General features: G+C 71.3%; 21 protein-coding genes. 3 read left to right on the forward strand and 18 right to left on the reverse strand.

Translation table 11 applies throughout. The features are described 5' to 3' along the window. Positions 1-20 precede the first annotated feature (20 nt). Positions 21-908 (forward strand): hypothetical protein, encoded by an 888-nt coding sequence (locus tag ACPOLB_RS22635; RefSeq protein ID WP_425258301.1) that lies wholly within the window; start codon positions 21-23, stop codon positions 906-908. A gap of 1 nt (position 909) precedes the next feature. Continuing rightward, a complete protein-coding gene (locus ACPOLB_RS22640) occupies positions 910-1134 on the forward strand; it encodes a hypothetical protein (protein WP_425258302.1) in 225 nt (74 codons plus the stop codon). A 20-nt stretch (positions 1135-1154) separates the two neighbouring features. Here ACPOLB_RS22640 and fliR read toward each other — a convergent pair whose 3' ends face one another. From fliR to fliF, 13 genes are all read right to left on the reverse strand, one after another. Beyond that, positions 1155-1916, reverse strand: a complete 762-nt coding sequence (fliR, locus tag ACPOLB_RS22645) for a flagellar biosynthetic protein FliR (RefSeq protein ID WP_425258303.1) — start codon at positions 1914-1916, stop codon at positions 1155-1157. A 34-nt stretch (positions 1917-1950) separates the two neighbouring features. Continuing rightward, complete coding sequence (gene fliQ, locus ACPOLB_RS22650; RefSeq protein WP_425258304.1) at positions 1951-2220, reverse strand: flagellar biosynthesis protein FliQ; 270 nt, start codon at positions 2218-2220, stop codon at positions 1951-1953. A 25-nt stretch (positions 2221-2245) separates the two neighbouring features. Beyond that, positions 2246-3025, reverse strand: a complete 780-nt coding sequence (gene fliP / locus ACPOLB_RS22655; protein WP_425258305.1) for a flagellar type III secretion system pore protein FliP — start codon at positions 3023-3025, stop codon at positions 2246-2248. Next, positions 3015-3365 carry a FliO/MopB family protein gene (locus ACPOLB_RS22660; protein ID WP_425258306.1) on the reverse strand — a complete coding sequence of 117 codons (351 nt, stop codon included), beginning with the start codon at positions 3363-3365 and terminating at the stop codon, positions 3015-3017. The genes fliP and ACPOLB_RS22660 overlap by 11 nt, the downstream gene beginning before the upstream one ends. 91 nt (positions 3366-3456) lie before the next feature. Beyond that, positions 3457-3900, reverse strand: coding sequence for a flagellar motor switch protein FliN (gene fliN / locus ACPOLB_RS22665; RefSeq protein ID WP_425258307.1), 444 nt, complete (start codon positions 3898-3900; stop codon positions 3457-3459). After that, on the reverse strand, positions 3893-4900 hold the full coding sequence (fliM, locus tag ACPOLB_RS22670; RefSeq protein ID WP_425258308.1) for a flagellar motor switch protein FliM: 1008 nt from the start codon (positions 4898-4900) through the stop codon (positions 3893-3895). The genes fliN and fliM overlap by 8 nt, the downstream gene beginning before the upstream one ends. A gap of 15 nt (positions 4901-4915) precedes the next feature. After that, on the reverse strand, positions 4916-5503 hold the full coding sequence (locus tag ACPOLB_RS22675) for a flagellar basal body-associated FliL family protein (protein ID WP_425258309.1): 588 nt from the start codon (positions 5501-5503) through the stop codon (positions 4916-4918). Between the two features lie 163 nt (positions 5504-5666). After that, the gene (locus ACPOLB_RS22680) at positions 5667-6884 is read right to left on the reverse strand and encodes a flagellar hook-length control protein FliK (protein WP_425258310.1); all 1218 of its coding nucleotides are present in this window, start codon (positions 6882-6884) and stop codon (positions 5667-5669) included. A 13-nt stretch (positions 6885-6897) separates the two neighbouring features. After that, positions 6898-7389, reverse strand: coding sequence for a flagellar export protein FliJ (gene fliJ, locus ACPOLB_RS22685; protein WP_425258311.1), 492 nt, complete (start codon positions 7387-7389; stop codon positions 6898-6900). Further along, positions 7386-8813, reverse strand: a complete 1428-nt coding sequence (fliI, locus tag ACPOLB_RS22690) for a flagellar protein export ATPase FliI (RefSeq protein WP_425258312.1) — start codon at positions 8811-8813, stop codon at positions 7386-7388. Before fliI ends, fliJ begins: the two co-directional genes overlap by 4 nt. After that, on the reverse strand, positions 8810-9577 hold the full coding sequence (locus ACPOLB_RS22695) for a FliH/SctL family protein (protein WP_425258313.1): 768 nt from the start codon (positions 9575-9577) through the stop codon (positions 8810-8812). Before ACPOLB_RS22695 ends, fliI begins: the two co-directional genes overlap by 4 nt. Then, complete coding sequence (gene fliG / locus ACPOLB_RS22700) at positions 9561-10571, reverse strand: flagellar motor switch protein FliG (RefSeq protein WP_425258314.1); 1011 nt, start codon at positions 10569-10571, stop codon at positions 9561-9563. The genes ACPOLB_RS22695 and fliG overlap by 17 nt, the downstream gene beginning before the upstream one ends. A gap of 3 nt (positions 10572-10574) precedes the next feature. Further along, on the reverse strand, positions 10575-12251 hold the full coding sequence (gene fliF, locus ACPOLB_RS22705; RefSeq protein ID WP_425258315.1) for a flagellar basal-body MS-ring/collar protein FliF: 1677 nt from the start codon (positions 12249-12251) through the stop codon (positions 10575-10577). 115 nt (positions 12252-12366) lie between these two features. Here fliF and fliE point away from each other — a divergent pair, with 115 nt between their 5' ends. Then, on the forward strand, positions 12367-12693 hold the full coding sequence (gene fliE, locus ACPOLB_RS22710; RefSeq protein WP_425258316.1) for a flagellar hook-basal body complex protein FliE: 327 nt from the start codon (positions 12367-12369) through the stop codon (positions 12691-12693). A gap of 48 nt (positions 12694-12741) precedes the next feature. Here fliE and ACPOLB_RS22715 read toward each other — a convergent pair whose 3' ends face one another. The 5 genes from ACPOLB_RS22715 to fliS are packed head-to-tail and all read right to left on the reverse strand — an operon-like array spanning position 12742 to position 15225. Beyond that, positions 12742-13254 (reverse strand): GspH/FimT family pseudopilin, encoded by a 513-nt coding sequence (locus ACPOLB_RS22715; protein ID WP_425258317.1) that lies wholly within the window; start codon positions 13252-13254, stop codon positions 12742-12744. 8 nt (positions 13255-13262) lie between these two features. Beyond that, positions 13263-13673, reverse strand: a complete 411-nt coding sequence (locus tag ACPOLB_RS22720) for a type IV pilin protein (RefSeq protein ID WP_425258318.1) — start codon at positions 13671-13673, stop codon at positions 13263-13265. Further along, on the reverse strand, positions 13670-14431 hold the full coding sequence (locus ACPOLB_RS22725; protein WP_425258319.1) for a flagellar brake protein: 762 nt from the start codon (positions 14429-14431) through the stop codon (positions 13670-13672). The genes ACPOLB_RS22720 and ACPOLB_RS22725 overlap by 4 nt, the downstream gene beginning before the upstream one ends. A 21-nt stretch (positions 14432-14452) precedes the next feature. Continuing rightward, complete coding sequence (locus ACPOLB_RS22730; RefSeq protein ID WP_425258320.1) at positions 14453-14752, reverse strand: flagellar protein FliT; 300 nt, start codon at positions 14750-14752, stop codon at positions 14453-14455. A gap of 29 nt (positions 14753-14781) precedes the next feature. Further along, entirely contained in the window at positions 14782-15225 is a 444-nt protein-coding gene (fliS, locus tag ACPOLB_RS22735; protein ID WP_425258321.1) for a flagellar export chaperone FliS, read from the reverse strand. Positions 15226-15349 lie beyond the last annotated feature (124 nt).

Here is a 15349-nt window from a genome sequence, read left to right on the forward strand (position 1 = left end):
TCCACGGGAGGCATGTCGCCATGAAGATGTCGGTTCCGGCCGCAAGCATCGGCCAGGCCAGCGTGCAGCAGGTGCAGGTCGGCGAGGTCAGGATCGGCCCGGTGCATGTCGGCACGCTGCGCCTGAACGACCTGCAGCTGCAGGCCGGCAGTGGCGTGGCGCAGTTGCGCAACGTCCGCGTCGTGCTGGCGATGGCCTTTGCGCTGGACTGGCAGGTGGGCATCGTGATCGATGCGCCGTGGCCGCTGCCCGACGTGGACTTCACCGAGAAGGGCACGATGAACCTGGGCACGATGCAGCTGGCCATCGGCTTCGGCAACCTCACGCTGCCGGGTCTGGCCGACCTGCAGCTCGACATCCCGAAGCTGGTGGTGCCCGACGTCACGGCCGTCGTCGGCGCGCTCAAGCAACTGAGCCTCGGTGCCGTGCTGGCCGAACGCATCCAGGCCCAGGGCGTGGTCGCGCCCGGTGGGGGCCTGCAGCTCGACGGGCTGGGCCTGGGCGGCGTCGCGGTGCAAGGCCTGCAGGTGCCAGCCGCGTCGCTGGCGGGCGTCCGCATCGGCCGCGTGGCCGGCGGCGGCCTGCCGCTGAAAAGCGTGACCATGCCCGGCTTCGCGCTGCCGCAGGTGCAGCTGCCGCGGGTGTCGTGCAGCGACGTGGGCGCCATCGCCAACCCGGTGGTCACGACGATGCCCACCGCCGACGTCGGCTTGCTGCAGGCGACGCTGAAGGTGACGACGACGGCTGCGTTCCACGTCGACGAGCTGCGCATCGACGGCGTGCGGGCCAGCACGTCGATCGGCGAGATCGCGCTGCAGGACGTCGAGCTGCCGTACGAGGTGCTGGACCTGACGCTGTCGCAGCTGGGCATCGACCGCATCGAGATCCCGCAAACCGAGGTGCATTGAGATGGCCACACGCGCGAAGAAGATCAGCGTCACCGTGACCGCGGGCGAGAACACGCCGGTCAACCACGTCGTCCGCATCGAGGACCTGCTGCAGAAGATGCAGCAGCCGGCCAGGGCGAAGAAGGGCGCTGCCAAGGCCGCGCGTGCCGCTGCGCCGGGCCCGGCGCAGCAACTGGTGGCCGAGCTCGAAGCGCAGCTGCGCGCGCTGCGCAAGCGCCAGCCCTGAACCTGCCTGCGGCTGCGGAGCTACTGGAAGTTCGCCAGCAGCCGCTCCAGCACCATCGTGAAGGGCGCCTGCATCGCCGGCAGCGTCAGGAAGATGCCGAGCAGGCCCACGCCCAGCGTGATGGGAAAGCCGATCGCGAAGATGTTGATCTGCGCCGCCACGCGCGAGATCGCGCCCAGCACCAGGTTCACGAAGAGCAGCATCGCCATCAGCGGCAGCGCGATCCACAGCCCGGTGCTGAAGATCTCGCCGGCCCACAGGTGCGGCAGCGTCTGCTTCAGGAAGGCGAAGGGCTCGGGGCCGACGGGGAAGGCCGTGAAGCTCTGCACCAGCGCCGCGATCACCAGCAGGTGGCCGTTGATGACGATGAACAGCCACGCGATCGTGGTGCCGTAGAAGCGGCTCGTGGCGGTGCCCGCGGCGGCGCTCACGGGGTCGAAGAAGCCGGCGAAGTTCAGGCCCATCTGCAGGCCGATGGTCTCGCCGGCGAACTCCACCGCGGCGAAGGCCACGCGCACCGCGAAGCCGAGCGACAGCCCGATCAGCACCTGCTGCGCCACCAGCAGGAAGGCCAGCGGCGAGTCGAGCGGCACCACCGGCATCGGCGGCAGCGTGGGCTGGGCCGCAAAGGCGATCAGCGCCGCCAGGCCGATGCGCACGCGCGTGGGCACGGTGCGCGTGCCCAGCACCGGCAGCGCCGTGAACAGCGCCAGCGCGCGCAGGAAAGGCCACACCAGCGGGTTCATCCAGGCCAGCACCTCGGCCTCGGTGAAGCTGATCATCGCGGGCCCGGGAACAGCGCGTGCCGCGGGCCGATCAGCCCACCGCCGCCGGAATGGCCTGGAGCGTGCGCTGCAGGTACTCGACCAGCGTCGTCATCATCCAGGGCCCGGCGAAGCCCAGCACCGCCACCGCGGCGACGACCTTGGGCACGAAGCTCAGCGTGGCCTCGTTGATCTGCGTGGCGGCCTGGAAGATGCTGACCAGCAGGCCCACCACCAGCACGGTGAGCAGCACCGGGGCGGCGACCATCAGCAGCAGGTACAGGCCCTGCTGGCCGGCGGCGAGAACTTGTGTGGCGTCCATGGGGGCTCGGTGCTCGGATGAAGAATCAGGTGACGAAGGAGGCGGCCAGCGAGCCGAGCAGCAGGTTCCAGCCGTCGGCCAGCACGAACAGCATCAGCTTGAAGGGCAGGGCCACGAGCACCGGCGACAGCATCATCATGCCCAGGCTCATCAGCACGCTGGCCACGATCATGTCGATGATCAGGAACGGGATGAAGATCATGAAGCCGATCTGGAAGGCGCTTTTCAGCTCGCTGGTCACGAAGGCCGGCACCAGCACGCGCAGCGGCACGTTCTCGCTCTTCACGTCGGCAGGCAGCTTGGCCAGCCTGGCGAACAGCTGCACGTCGCTCTGGCGCGTCTGCTTCAGCATGAACTCGCGCATCGGCACCTCGCCGCGGCGCAGGGCTTCGTCGAACGCGATCTGGTTCGCGGCGAAGGGCGCGTAGGCCTGCTCGTAGACGCGGTCGAGCGTCGGCGACATCACGAAGAAGGTGAGGAACAGGCTCATGCCGATGATGACCTGGTTGGGCGGCGCGGCCTGCGTGCCCAGCGCCTGGCGCACCAGGCTCAGCACGATGACGATGCGCGTGAAGCCCGTCATCAGCAGCAGCAGCGCCGGGATGAAGCCCAGCGCCGTGAAGAACAGCAGCGTCTGGATCGGCACCGAGTAGCTGGTGCCGCCGGCACCCTGGCCGACGATCAGCGGCAGGCCGTTCGCCGTGGGCGTGCCCTGGGCTAAAGCCGCTGCAGAAACTGCCGACAACACCGACAAGGCGAGCAGCGACCGCAGCACGCTGCGCAGGGAAAACGAATCAGCGCGCATCGGGGCCCCGGCCTTGCAGGCGTTGCAGCAGTTGGGCGAAGGTGGTGCCCGGTGTCGGCAGTGGTGTTGCCGGCGTGGCCTCGTCCTGCGGCAGCATGGTGTGCAGCGTGGTGATGCTGCTGCCGGTGACGCCCAGCACCAGCCAGCAGCGGCTGTCGCCGCTGCCGACCTCCACCGTCACCAGCCGCTGCTGCGGCGACAGCGGCAGCACCGCGACGCGGCGCATGCCGGCGCTGCCCACCGGGTTCGAGAAGCTGCTGCGCTTGACCAGCCACAGCACCACCGGGATGGCGGCGATGACGGCCAGGAACCAGAGAAAGGAATGGAGACCAGCGTTCATGGTGTGGATCAAGCTCTTGCCAGGGTCCGGCTCGGCCGGCCCGTCGCAAGCGCCCCCTCGGGGGGCAGCGACCGGTAGGGAGCGTGGGGGCTCATGTTCTCGAGAGACGACGCATGCGCTCGCTCGGGGTCACGATGTCGGTGAGTCGGATGCCGAACTTGTCGTTCACCACCACCACCTCGCCCTGCGCGATCAGGTAGCCGTTGACGAGCACGTCCATCGGCTCGCCGGCCATCGCGTCGAGCTCCACCACCGAGCCCTGCGCGAGTTGCAGGATGTGCTTGATCGGGATGCGCGTGCGGCCCAGCTCCACGGTCAGCTGGACCGGGATGTCCAGGATCATGTTGATGTCGTTGGCCGTGCCGTTCACCGCGCCGGTGGGCGTGAAGTTGGCGAACGAGGCCGGTGCCACGCTCTCGGCGGCGGTGGCCACCTCCGACGCGACGTTGCCGGCGTCCTTGGTCTCTTCCAGCGCGGCCGCCCATTCGGCGGCCATGCGGTCCTCTTCGGACATCTGTGCGTTCGGGTCAGCCATTGCGTGAATCTCCCAGCCAGCTCAGCGTGGAGCTGGTGATCAGTTTGTCGACCTTGACCGAGTAGCGGCCGTTCGAGGTGCCGTAGTGGCAGTCGAGCACCGGCACGCCATCGACCTTGGCCTGCACCATCGGGTCGAGGTCGAGCTCGATGAAGTCGCCGGGCTTGAACGACAGCAGCTGCTCCACCGTGGCCGGGGCCTGCGCCAGCTCGACCACCAGGTCCACCGTGGCGGCCTGGATCTGGTGCTCCAGCAGCTTCACCCAGCGCCGGTCGGGCTCGGACGAATCGCCCTGGATGGTGGAGTACAGGACGTCGCGGATCGGCTCCAGCGTGCTGTAGGGCACGCAGAAGTGCACCGCGCCGCTGGTCTCGCCGATCTCCAGCGTGAAGGCCGTGGAGACCACGATCTCGCTGGGCGTGGCGATGTTGGCGAACTGCGGCTGCATCTCCGAGCGCTGGTACTCCAGCTCCACCGGGTAGATGCCGTGCCAGGCCTTCTTGTATTCGGTGGTGATGGTCTCGACCAGGCGCAGAATCACGCGCAGCTCGGTCGGGCTGAAGTCGCGGCCCTCGATGCGGGTGTGGAACTTGCCGGCGCCGCCGAACAGGCTGTCGATCACCGCGAACACCAGGTTCGGGTCGCAGACGATGAGCCCGCTGCCGCGCAGCGGCTTCACGGTGACGATGTTGAAGTTGGTCGGCACCACGATCTCGCGCAGGAAGGCGCTGAACTTCTGCACCTTGATGCCGCCGATCGAGACTTCCGGGCTCTTGCGGATCAGGTTGAACAGGCCGACGCGGATGTTGCGGGCGAAGCGCTCGTTGATGACCTCCATCGTCGGCATGCGGCCGCGCACGATGCGCTCCTGCGCCGCGAGGTCGTAGTCGCGGATGCCGCCACCGGTGCCGGTGTCTTCCTGCTCGAGCTTCTGGCTCTCGCCGGTGATGCCCTGCAGCAGGGCATCGACCTCGTCTTGCGAAAGGATCTGCTGGTTCATCTCGGGCTTCGAGACTTACTGGATGATGAAGTTGGAGAAGTGCACGCCGGTCACGGGCAGCGCCGGCGCCGCGGCCTTCTTCCTCTTCTTCTTCTTCGGCGCCTCATCGTCCGCGGCATCCTCTTCCGGCTCCTCGACCTCGTAGCCCATGGCGCGCGAGGTCTCGCGCTGGATCTGCCCGGCCAGCTTGACCTTGCCTTCGCGGTCCATCATCTGCGCGGCGGTCTTCTCGGCCAGCACGAGCAGGATGTTGTTGCGGATGGCCGGCATGTAGGCCTTGATCTGGTCGCCGGTCGCGGTGTCGCCCACTTCCAGCGTGATGCCCACCTGCGCGTAGCGCTCGGCGTCGCGGTCGGCCAGGTTCACGGTGAAGGGGTCCAGCGGCACGAAGGTGGGCACGGCCTTGGGGTCGTGCTTGACGGCGGCCTTGGCCGGCGCGGTCTGCTCGGCGGCCTCCTCGTCGTCGGCCGGCGCGCTCTTCTTCATCATCAGCAGCGCCACGACGGCCAGCACCACCACCAGCACGGCGGCGCCGACGATGATCAGCAGCTTCTTCTTGCCCTTCGGCGGGGGTGCATCGGCGGTGGCTGCGGCGGCGGACATGGGTTCTCCTTCGTGGCGTGCACGCACGGCCGTCCGGTCGGTGTCCGACCTGGGCTGTGCATGCAACCATTATTCGAGGGGACCCCCGGGCCGAAAGCCCGGATAAGCGGCCACAAACCCGGCTGAATCGGGCCCGGCGGACCCGTGCCGCGGCAGCTGCCGGTCAGGCGAAGACGTCGACGATGCCGCGTGGCGCGCCGGCTGGCACCGGGGCTGCGGGCGCGGCGTCGCCGTCGGGGCGGCCGCTGCCGCGCGTGCCGGCCTGCGGCGCCGGGGCGGCGTCGCCCTGGGCCTGGCGCGGCTGCTCGAAGACGCCGCCGCCGGTGAGCGTGAGGCCCTCCTCGCGCAGCGCGCCCGCCAGCGACGGCATGGCCTGCTCCAGCGCGTTGCGCGTGGGCGCCTGCTCGGCCGTCATCGTGACCTGGGCGGTGCTGCCGTCGATCTGGATCTGCACCGTGATCGGCCCCATCTCGGCCGGGTTCAGCTGCAGCCGCGCTTCCTGCAGGCCGTCGCGCAGCATCACGCTGACCTGGGCGCTGAGGCCGGGTGCGAAGTCGGGCGAGCCCACGGGCGCCTGGATCTGCGCCGCGTACGGCGCAGGCGTGGCGGCCACCTCCTGCGTGGCGGTGTGGGTGGCGCCGGCGGCCTGCATGCCGGGCAGGGCGGTGCCTGCCGGCAGCGTGAAGGCCGGTGTCTCGGCGCCGGCGGGCGGCTGCGCCGGGCCGGTGCCGTCGCGGCCGGCGCGCAGCGCCGCGGCGTTGCCGCCGAGGCCGCTGCCGGCGCCGTCGAGGGCCTCGGCGGCGCCGGCTGCACCGGCCGGCACGGCTCCGACGTCGGCCGCTGCGCGGCGGCCATCGGCTGCGGCGGCGTTGCGGGCGGCGTCTGCACCGCCGCGGGCTGCCGCGCCGCCGGGCACGGCCCGGTTCAGCAGCGAGGCCAGCAGCACGGCGGCGTCGGTGGCGGGGGTGCTGGCGGACGTGTCGTCGGCCACGCCGGCGTCGCCCGCCTCGGCCGCTTCCGAGGCGGCGGTCGACTTCTCGCTGCCGGATTCGGCAGCGGTCTGCGCGCGGGCGTCGGGCGGGCGCGCGCCGGCCTTCTCGGCCTTGTCCTGGCGGGCCTGGCGCTGCAGGCGTTCGTTGTCCGTGCGCATGCGCGTGGTCGCGGCATCGGCGGCCGCCTGCGACTGCGGCTGCACCTGCGACGGCGCCGCTGCCTGCGACGGTGCGTCGCCTGTCGTGCCTTCGCCCGCATGGGCGCGTTCGAGCTGCCGGGCGAAGGCGCCGGGCTCGCCGGCGGCGGTGCCCGCGCTGCCCGGGTTGGCCGTGGCAGCGGGCGGTGCCGGTGTCAAGGAAGGCAGTGCGGCGATGGAGCTGTTGAGCATGGTGGCGGCGGGTTCAGTGCGGTGCGGACTCGGCGAGGTCGGCGCGCGCCGCGTGGTCGGCCTGCGCAGCCTGCACCTGGCGCCAGCGGATCTGCTGGGCGGTCTCGTCGGTCTGGCGCTGCTCGCGCCGGTCGTGGGCCAGGCGCTGCTCGGCCTGGCGGCGTTCGATCAGCTTGCGCACCGACGCCACGCGGGTCTCGGCCGCGATCAGCGCCTGGCGCATGCGCTCCACGCCGGCGTCGGCGTGCTGCGCCAGCGTGGTCTGCTGCGCCAGCGCCTCGTCCAGACGCTGCGTGAAGCTCTGGTAGCACTGCACGATGTCCATCGTGCCCTGGCGGCTGAACTGCTGCGTCCAGCGGCGCTGGTAGTCGGCGCGGTAGCCCTGCAGCTGCTCGGCCTGCGCACGGGCGCGGCGCGCATGCTCTTCGGCGCGGCGCAGCGCGGCCTGGGCCTGGTCGCGTTCCTTCTCGGCGTGCTGCAGCACGGTGCCAAGGGACTGGGTCATGGGGTGGCTCCGGTGATGGCGCACAGCTGCCTGCGGCACAGGTCCAGCGGCGCGCTCTCGTGCATGTCCTGCTGCAGCAACTGCGTGATCTGCGGCTGCAGGCGCACCGCGAGATCGAGCTCGGCGTCGTGCCCGGGCGCGTAGGCGCCGAGCTGGATCAGGTCGCGTGCCTTGTTGTACTTGGCCAGCAGCTGGCGCATGCGGCGCGCTGCGTGCACATGTTCACGCGGGGCCACCGCCGTCATCACGCGCGAGATCGAGCGCTCGACGTCGATGGCCGGGTAGTGGCCGGCCTCGGCCAGTTCGCGGCTGAGCACGATGTGGCCGTCCAGGATGCCGCGCGCCGCATCGGCGATCGGGTCCTGCTGGTCGTCGCCCTCGCTCAGCACGGTGTAGAACGCGGTGATCGAGCCGACGCCGTTCAGCCCGTTGCCCGAGCGCTCCACCAGCTGCGGCAGCTTGGCGAAGCAGCTCGGCGGGTAGCCCTTGGTGGCCGGCGGCTCGCCGATGGCCAGCGCGATCTCGCGCTGCGCCATCGCGTAGCGCGTCAGGCTGTCCATCAGCAGCAGCACGTGGCGGCCGCGGTCGCGGAAGTGCTCGGCGATGGCGGTGGCGTAGTTCGCGCCCTGCATGCGCACCAGCGGCGGTGCGTCGGCCGGCGCCGCCACGACCACGCTGCGCGCGCGGCCCTCGTCGCCGAGGATGTCCTCGATGAATTCCTTCACCTCGCGGCCGCGCTCGCCGATCAGCCCGACGACGATGACGTCGGCCTGCGTGTAGCGCGCCATCATGCCCATCAGCACCGACTTGCCGACGCCGGTGCCCGCGAACAGGCCCAGGCGCTGGCCGCGGCCCACCGTGAGCAGCGCGTTGATGCTGCGCACGCCGGTGTCCAGCGGCTGCCGCACGGGGTCGCGGTCCATCGCGTTGATGGGGCGGCGGATCATGGGCTCGGCGTGCACGCCTTCCAGCGCGCCGCCGCGGTCCATCGGCTGGCCTTGCGCGTCGACGACGCGGCCGAGCAGGCCGTCGCCCATCGGCAGGTGCAGGCCGCGGTCCTCGCTGCGGCGCCAGGGGTGGTTCTCGCGGCCGAACTTCGGCGGCACGCGCGGCGCCGGGCGCGGCACCACGCGGGCGCCGCTGGCCAGGCCGTGCAGGTCGCCGGTGGGCATCAGGAAGGCGCGGTCGCCGTTGAAGCCCACCACCTCGGCGAGCACCGGCGGCTGCCCGGGCTGCGTGATCTCGCACACCGAGCCCACCGGCACGCGCACGCCCGCGGCTTCGAGCACGAGACCGGTCACGCGCAGCAGCGTGCCCACGGCTTCCAGCGGCTGCGGCACGGCGGCGTAGTCCTGCAGGTCGCCGAGGTAGCGCGACCACTTCTTCTCGCGGCTGTCCAGCGGCGGCGTGTGGGCGGCGATCACGGCGTGTCTCCGTCGGGGTGGCTGTCCTTGCCGATGTCGTCGGCATGCCAGTCGGTCTCGTTGCCCAGGTTGGCCGCGGCCTGCGCCCAGCGCGTGGCCACGCGCGCGTCGACCGCGCCGACGTCGCTTTCCACCAGCACGCCGCCGCGCTCGATGGCCTTGTTGGCCAGCAGCCGCGCGCCGCGCGCCTTCAGCGCCTCCTCGGCGCCCTCGGCCACCAGCGGCAGGTCCAGCGGGTGCACCTGCACCGTGATGTGGCGGGCGCTCAGCAGCACGTTGTTCACGGCTTCGGCGGCCACCGTGGCCACCAGGTCGGGCTGCGTCTGCAGCTCGCTGCGCAGCACCTGGCGCGCCAGCTGCACCGCGGTGCGCGCCACGGCGCCGGCCAGTTCCTGGTCGAGGCGGTCGAGCTGGGCGTCGAAGCTGCGCACGATGGCGCCCACCTGGGCCGTGGCCTGCTGGGCGAAGCTCTGCTTGAAGCCTTCCAGCGCCACCAGGCCGTCGCGGTAGCCGTCCTGGTAGCCGGCCTGGCGGGCGGCCGCGATGCGGGCTTCCCACTCGGCGGCGCTGGGCTCGGCCGGCAGCTCGGGCTCGGGCGCGGCCACGGGTTCCTCGGGCGCGCCGCCGGCGAAGCTGCCGGGCTTCCAGGCCGCGAAGTCGCCGAGCTCCTCGCGCGGGATGAAGCGCGTGTAGGCGCTCGCCGGCTTGCCGCCCTGCGGCGGCGGCACGTTGCGGTGGAACGGGGGCTTAGAGGAACTGCTCATCGCCGCCGGTGCTCAACTGGATCTGGCCTTCGTCGGCGAGGCGCCGCACGATCTTCAGCATTTCCTTCTGCTCGGCCTCCACTTCCGACAGCCGGACCGGGCCGCGCGACTCGAGGTCTTCCTTCAGCGTCTCGGCCGCACGGCTGCTCATGTTGCGGAAGATCTTCTCGCGCAGGGCCGGCGTCGCGCCCTTGAGCGCGATGATCAGCGACTCGCTCTGCACTTCCTTCATCAGCGTCTGGATGCCCTTGTCGTCGAGCTTGTCGAGGTCGTCGAAGGTGAACATGTTGTCCATGATCTTCTGCGCCAGCTCGTTGTCGGCCTCGCGCACGAAGTCCAGCACCGAGGTCTCGGCGGCGCTGCCCAGCATGTTCAGGATCTCGGCCGCGGCCTTGACGCCGCCGAGGTTGCTCTTCTTCATGCGCTCGCCGCCGGCCAGCACCTTGCTCATCACCTCGTTCAGATCCTTCAGCGCGGTCGGCTGGATGCCGTCGAGCGTGGCGATGCGCACCATCACCTCGTTGCGCTGGCGCTCGGTGAACTGCTTGAGCACGTCGGCGCTCTGGTCGAAGTCCAGGTGCACCAGGATCGCGGCCACGATCTGCGGGTGCTCGTTGCGCAGCAGCTCCGCCACCGAGCCCGGGTCCATCCACTTCAGGCTCTCGATGCCCGAGGTGTCGCCGCCCTGCAGGATGCGGTCGATCAGCAGCTGCGCCTTGTCGTCGCCCAGCGCCTTGCGCAGCACGGCCTTGACGTATTCGTCGGTGTCGTTGACCAGCGAGTGCTCGTTGGCGGCGATGGTGTCGAAGGTGTCGAGCACCTTGTCGACGCGGTCGCGCGAGACGGCCTTCATCTTCGCGATGGCCTCGCCGATGCGCTGCACCTCCTTCGGCCCCAGGTGCTTGAAGACCTCGGCGGCCTCCTCCTCGCCCAGGGACATCAGCAGGATGGCGGCGTCCTCGACGCCCGTGTTCTCGCTTGCGGGGGCGGGCATGCTTCAGGCCTCTCCGTTGACCCAGCCGCGCAGGATGTTGGCCACCGCTGCCGGGTTTTCCTTGGCCATCTTGCGTGCGGTCTCCAGCTTCTCGTTCGAGCGGGGCGCTTCCAGCGCCGGCAGGTCGTTCGGGCCCGGGAGCGCGGCGTCGCCGGCCACCACCTCGTCGATCTGCCCGCCCACCGTGGCCGGGGCCGGCGGCGGCGCGATCGCCGCCTTCACCGCCGGGCGCACCAGCGTGAACACGATCACCAGCGCCACGAGGGCCAGCGCGGCGGGGCCGGCGCCGGCGCGCAGCAGGTCCTGCAGCCACGGGCGTTCCCACAGCGGCAGGTCCTCGGCCGGCGGCGTCACCGGCGCGCGGAAGGGCGCGTTGACGACACGCACCGAGTCGCCGCGGTCCTTGTTGAAGCCGATGCCTTGTTCGACCAGCGCGGTGAGCTTGTCCAGCTCCTGCTGCGACAGCGGCTCGCTGGTGGGCTTGCCCTTGCTGTCGACGCCGGTGCGGTGGTTCACCACCACGGCGGCGTTCAGGCGCCGCACCTGGCCGGTGGCGGCGCGCGTCACGCGCACGGTCTTGTCGACCTCGTAGCGGGTCTCGCTCTCGCGGCGCGAGGCGCCGGGCGTGGTGCCGGGGGCCTGGCCGGCCTGCAGCGGCTGCGCCGGGCCGTTGATCGGCGCGGTGGCGGGCACCGGCGGCTGGTTGCTCATCGCGCCCGGGATGCCCGCGGGCGTGGCGCTGCCGGGCTGGTTCGATTCCTCGGACTTGGTGGCGCGCACCGCCGCTTCGTTGGTGCCCTGGTTGGGCTTGAACTCTTCCGAGGTCAGCTCGGTCTGCGAGAAGTCGAGCTCGGCGGTGACGGTGGCACGCAGGTTGTCGCGGCCGACCACCGGCTCCAGCAGGTCCATCACGCGCTTGAGGTGCGTGGCTTCCACCTCGCGCAGGTACTGCAGCTGCTGCTGGTCCAGGCCCTGCTGCGCGCCCTGGTCCTGGCTGGACAGCAGCGCACCGCTGCTGTCGAGCACGCTGACCGACTTGGCGCTGAGCTCGGGCACGCTCGACGACACCAGGTGCACGATGCCGGCCACCTGGGCGCGGTCGAGCGTGCGGCCCGGGTGCAGCGTCAGCACCACCGAGGCGCCGGGCTTCTGCTGCTCGCGGAAGAAGCCGTTCTGGTTCGGCAGCGCCAGGTGCACGCGCGCGGCCTGCACCGACTGCAGCGACTGGATCGTGCGCGTCAGTTCGCCCTCCAGCGCGCGCTGCAGGTTGATGCGTTCCTGGCCCTGGGTCTGGCCGAAGGGGGTCTTGTCGAGCAGCTCGTAGCCGTTGATCGAGCCCTTGGGCAGGCCGGCGGCGCTGAGCTTCAGGCGCAGGTCGTAGACCTGGGCCGCCGGGACCATGATGGTGCCGCCGCCTTCGCTGAACTTGTATGGCACGTTCATCTGCGCCAGCTTCTCGACGATGGCGCCGCCATCCTTCTCGGAGACGTTGGCGAAGAGCACGCGGTAGTCGGCGCTCTTCATGCCCATGCCCATCGCCACCAGCACGGCCAGCAGCGCGGCGATGCCGATGCCCGCCATCCACTTGGTCTTGGCGGGCAGGGCGGCCACGCGGCTGGCGAAGCCGGGGGTGGCGGGCACGAGTTCGGTCGGGCCTTGGGCAACGAGGGCAGTGTCCATGGGCAGCGATTGTTCGTCGCCCACCCGGCCGCCGGTGGTGCAAGAAGCCGGGCAATGGCCGCCCTGTTCCAGCCTTCCGGCAGCGGCTGCCGCCCCTACAGTGCGTTATCGGCCTATGGAACTCAAACTCAAGCCCTTCGACTTCAACCAGGCGGTGGCCCGTGCAGGGCTGCGCCCGGACGGCACCCCGCTGGCCAAGCCCGTGGCGGCGCCGGAGGCCGGCAACTTCCGCACCGCGATGTCGGACGCGCTGAAGAGCGTGAGCCAGAGCCAGCTCGAATCGAGCCGGCTGCAGCGCGAGGTGGCGCTGGACAACCCGACGGTGAGCCTGGAAGAGACCATGGTGGCGATGCAGAAGGCCCAGCTGGGCTTCCAGGCCACGGTGCAGGTGCGCAACCGGCTGGTGTCGGCCTACACCGAAATCATGAACATGCAGGTCTGATCCTGCGGTCGCCGGGCCGTCGCGCCCGGCACGGGCCCGTCCGCGGCCTCAGCACGCCATGTAGCCCGGCACCGCGCCGCCCGGCGCGCACACCACGGCCCGCCCCAGCGGCGACACGTCCACCCGCAGCTGCTCGCCCTGGGCCGACTGGAACAGCACCTGCGACGCAGCAGTCACCCCGCCCGAGCCCTGCAGCTGCACCGCGGCGGCCTGCACCAGCACCACGCCGCCGTGGTCGCGGGCCTGCACGGTCTTGAGCTGGCAGCTCTGCGGCGCGCCGCAGCTGCAGCCCGGCGTGCTGGCGACGGCCCAGCACCACTGCGGGCCGCCCTGGAATTCCACGTGCACCGGCTGGCCGCGGCGGGCGGCGTCGAAGCGCGCTTCGGCGATGTCGGCCGCCAGCGTCTCGGCCACCTGCTTGAGCCGCGTGCGGCCGGCCACGCCGGCGAACGAGGGCAGGGCCAGCGAGGCCACGAGCGCCAGCACGGCCAGGCCGATCATCAGCTCCAGCAGCGTCAGGCCGCGTGGTCGCCGCGGCGGGATGGGCATTGCGTGCGCCATCGTGCGCCTCAGCGGTTCCAGCAGCGGGCGCTGGGGCCGATGCTGGCAAAGCCGCGCCGCACCTCCAGCGTCAACGTGGCGCAGGCGGCGTCGCCGGCCTGTGCGCCGTCGGCACGCGCCACCGCGTGCGCGCGGTAGCCGTCGGCACCGGTGAGCTCCACATGCAGGTCGTACAGGCCTTCGCCGCTGCGCGGCGCGACCTGCAGCGCCGCGAGGTCGGCGCTGTAGATGCCGTGGCCGGCCTGCAGGCGCTCCTGCGCCGCCTGCAGCCGTGTCAGCGCCGCCACCGCGTCGCTGCGCCGGGCCTGCTGCATCTGCGCCTGGTAGCCGGGCAGCGCAACGCCGGCGACCACGCCCACCACGGCGCAGGTGACCAGCACCTCCACCAGCGTGAACCCGCGGCTGCCGGGCGCCTTCATTCCAGCGTCAGCAGTCGGCGACGCTTCTGCGTCTGGTCGATCCAGCGCTGCAGCGCCCGTTCGGCCACCCCGGCCAGCGGGCCCCACTCGCAGCCCAGGCGCACGCCGCGCTCGCTCTGCTGCATCGCGGTGACGTGGTGCAGCGTCAGCATCACGTCGAAGCGGGTGTCGGCATCGAGTTCGATGCGCACCGCGCCCAGGCGCACGCCCGGCTGCAGCGGCGGCACGTCGTGCGGCAGCAGCAGCGCGCAGCCGCCGATGCTGACGTCGAGCACGCGCAGACTCAGCGCCATGTCGGGGATGGACGGATGGCGCAGATGCGCCTGCGGCGAGACGCGATCGCCCGGGCGCACGCGGAAGGCGCCGCGGCGCTGGAAGCGGTAGAGCTCCTGCGGCCAGTCGGCCTGCAGCACGCAGCTGCCGCGACCGCGCACGACCACCAGGCCGTGCAGGTCGAACTGCAGCTTGACGCTGTCGAGGTAGGCCACGGCCACGGCCTCGTCGGCGTCGACCAGGCGCTGCAGCTGCGGGTGGCCGTCGTCGGCGCTCAGCCCCAGCGGCGCCTCGGGGCCGTCCATCGACCACAGCGTGCTCGTGAAGTTGCTGCCGTCGGGGCCGCTCAGGTGCACCGGCACGTTGCCGTCGCGCAGCTGGCGCAGCAGCGACTGCATCTCGCGCGGGTGCGTGACGCGGAACTCGGCCCAACGGTCGAGCCCGCCGTCGCTGCCCAGCGGGGCGGGCTGTGTGTCCTGGAACATGGCGTGATCCGCCCTCGTCGTTCAGTGCAGGGTCTTGCGGCGGCCGGCCAGCGTGTCGTCCAGGTCCTGCAGCCAGGGTTCGGCCAGGTGGCGGATCTCGGCGTCGTTGATGAGGATGCGCTGCATGATGCGCGACTTGGTGCGCGCGGCCTCGGCGTCCAGCGCGCTGCTGCGCGCGGCGTGCTTGAGCTGGCTGATCAGCAGCACGCAGGCGCCCTCGAGCTTGACCACCTCGTCCCAGTTGCCCGCCTTGGCGGCGGCCAGCATGTCGGCGCTGGCCTGTTCGATCGCTTCGTAGTAGCTCAGCAATTGCGTGTCCATCGTGGTTCCTTGTTCGTCGCGACCGGACTTCATCGGCGGGCGGCGCCACCGGTGGCGGCTTCTGCCTTGTCGGCGATGGACATCCAGGCCTCGCGCAGCGGCTGCATCAGCGCCTGCGCCTCGTCGAGGCCCGCCTCGTCGTTGCGCACGTTGGCCAGGGTCAGCCGCATCGTGAGGTAGCCGTACAGGTCGTTCAGGTCGCGCGCCAGGTTGCCGCCGGCCTGCATGTCCAGGCTGGCGCGCAGGCCTTCCTCGACGATGCGCACGGCATGGCCGATGGCCCGGCCCTTGGCCTGCACGTCGCCGGCACGCATCGCGCCGCGGGCGCGTGCCACGGCGTCCATGTAGCCGTCGAACAGCATCGCCACCAGCTTGTGCGGGCTGGCGCCGGAGACGCCGGTCTCGGTGCCGATCTGCCGGTACACGTTGGCGAAGGGGTTCGAACTGCGCGACGCTGTGGCGGTGCTGAACATGGTGGCGGGTGCTGTGGGTAGCGTTGTTGGTGTTTTTATCGGCAGGGGGTGGGGCCACTTGAGCGCAGAGGAAACCCGGTTTACAGCCTGCTTCTCCCTCGACAGCGCCAATGCAGAGAGCCGG

The organism is Rubrivivax soli, assembly GCF_049810355.1.
Taxonomy (GTDB): domain Bacteria; phylum Pseudomonadota; class Gammaproteobacteria; order Burkholderiales; family Burkholderiaceae_C; genus Rubrivivax.

Excerpts from the sequence above, each read along its gene's own strand:
- ACPOLB_RS22635 (WP_425258301.1), top strand. The coding sequence starts at position 21 with ATGAAGATGTCGGTTCCGGCCGCAAGCATCGGCCAGGCCAGCGTGCAG.
- ACPOLB_RS22640 (WP_425258302.1), top strand. The coding sequence starts at position 910 with ATGGCCACACGCGCGAAGAAGATCAGCGTCACCGTGACCGCGGGCGAG.
- fliR (WP_425258303.1), bottom strand. The coding sequence starts at position 1,916 with ATGATCAGCTTCACCGAGGCCGAGGTGCTGGCCTGGATGAACCCGCTG.
- fliQ (WP_425258304.1), bottom strand. The coding sequence starts at position 2,220 with ATGGACGCCACACAAGTTCTCGCCGCCGGCCAGCAGGGCCTGTACCTG.
- fliP (WP_425258305.1), bottom strand. The coding sequence starts at position 3,025 with ATGCGCGCTGATTCGTTTTCCCTGCGCAGCGTGCTGCGGTCGCTGCTC.
- ACPOLB_RS22660 (WP_425258306.1), bottom strand. The coding sequence starts at position 3,365 with ATGAACGCTGGTCTCCATTCCTTTCTCTGGTTCCTGGCCGTCATCGCC.
- fliN (WP_425258307.1), bottom strand. The coding sequence starts at position 3,900 with ATGGCTGACCCGAACGCACAGATGTCCGAAGAGGACCGCATGGCCGCC.
- fliM (WP_425258308.1), bottom strand. The coding sequence starts at position 4,900 with ATGAACCAGCAGATCCTTTCGCAAGACGAGGTCGATGCCCTGCTGCAG.
- ACPOLB_RS22675 (WP_425258309.1), bottom strand. The coding sequence starts at position 5,503 with ATGTCCGCCGCCGCAGCCACCGCCGATGCACCCCCGCCGAAGGGCAAG.
- ACPOLB_RS22680 (WP_425258310.1), bottom strand. The coding sequence starts at position 6,884 with ATGCTCAACAGCTCCATCGCCGCACTGCCTTCCTTGACACCGGCACCG.
- fliJ (WP_425258311.1), bottom strand. The coding sequence starts at position 7,389 with ATGACCCAGTCCCTTGGCACCGTGCTGCAGCACGCCGAGAAGGAACGC.
- ACPOLB_RS22695 (WP_425258313.1), bottom strand. The coding sequence starts at position 9,577 with ATGAGCAGTTCCTCTAAGCCCCCGTTCCACCGCAACGTGCCGCCGCCG.
- fliG (WP_425258314.1), bottom strand. The coding sequence starts at position 10,571 with ATGCCCGCCCCCGCAAGCGAGAACACGGGCGTCGAGGACGCCGCCATC.
- fliF (WP_425258315.1), bottom strand. The coding sequence starts at position 12,251 with ATGGACACTGCCCTCGTTGCCCAAGGCCCGACCGAACTCGTGCCCGCC.
- fliE (WP_425258316.1), top strand. The coding sequence starts at position 12,367 with ATGGAACTCAAACTCAAGCCCTTCGACTTCAACCAGGCGGTGGCCCGT.
- ACPOLB_RS22715 (WP_425258317.1), bottom strand. The coding sequence starts at position 13,254 with ATGGCGCACGCAATGCCCATCCCGCCGCGGCGACCACGCGGCCTGACG.
- ACPOLB_RS22720 (WP_425258318.1), bottom strand. The coding sequence starts at position 13,673 with ATGAAGGCGCCCGGCAGCCGCGGGTTCACGCTGGTGGAGGTGCTGGTC.
- ACPOLB_RS22725 (WP_425258319.1), bottom strand. The coding sequence starts at position 14,431 with ATGTTCCAGGACACACAGCCCGCCCCGCTGGGCAGCGACGGCGGGCTC.
- ACPOLB_RS22730 (WP_425258320.1), bottom strand. The coding sequence starts at position 14,752 with ATGGACACGCAATTGCTGAGCTACTACGAAGCGATCGAACAGGCCAGC.
- fliS (WP_425258321.1), bottom strand. The coding sequence starts at position 15,225 with ATGTTCAGCACCGCCACAGCGTCGCGCAGTTCGAACCCCTTCGCCAAC.